Here is a 412-nt window from a genome sequence, read left to right as displayed (position 1 = left end):
CAAGCGCCCCTCCGGCTCGTTCATCTTCGCCGGCCCGTCCGGCGTCGGTAAGACCGAGCTCTCGAAGGCGCTGGCGGAGTTCCTCTTCGGCTCCGAGGACGCGCTGATCCAGCTCGACATGTCGGAGTTCCACGACCGCTACACGGTCTCCCGGCTCGTCGGTGCCCCTCCCGGCTACGTCGGCTACGACGAGGGCGGCCAGCTCACCGAGAAGGTGCGCCGCAAGCCGTTCTCCGTGGTCCTCTTCGACGAGATCGAGAAGGCCCACCCGGACGTCTTCAACACGCTGCTGCAGATCCTGGAGGACGGGCGGCTGACCGACGGTCAGGGTCGCATCGTGGACTTCAAGAACACGGTGATCATCCTGACCACCAACCTGGGCACGCGCGACGTGGCCAAGGCGGTGTCGCTG

The 412-nt window shown here is 66.7% G+C and carries 1 protein-coding gene; it reads left to right on the top strand.

Features of this window, described 5'->3' with window-relative positions; genetic code table 11:
- On the top strand, positions 1-412 hold a 412-nt coding region (locus RBH18_RS43980; RefSeq protein ID WP_306216464.1), incomplete at both ends, for an AAA family ATPase.

The sequence above is a fragment of the Actinoplanes oryzae genome (genome assembly GCF_030757795.1).
In the GTDB taxonomy this organism is placed as follows: Bacteria; Actinomycetota; Actinomycetes; order Mycobacteriales; family Micromonosporaceae; genus Actinoplanes.
Note: the sequence above shows the minus strand (reverse complement) of the source record. Positions and strands in the feature narration are given on the sequence as shown.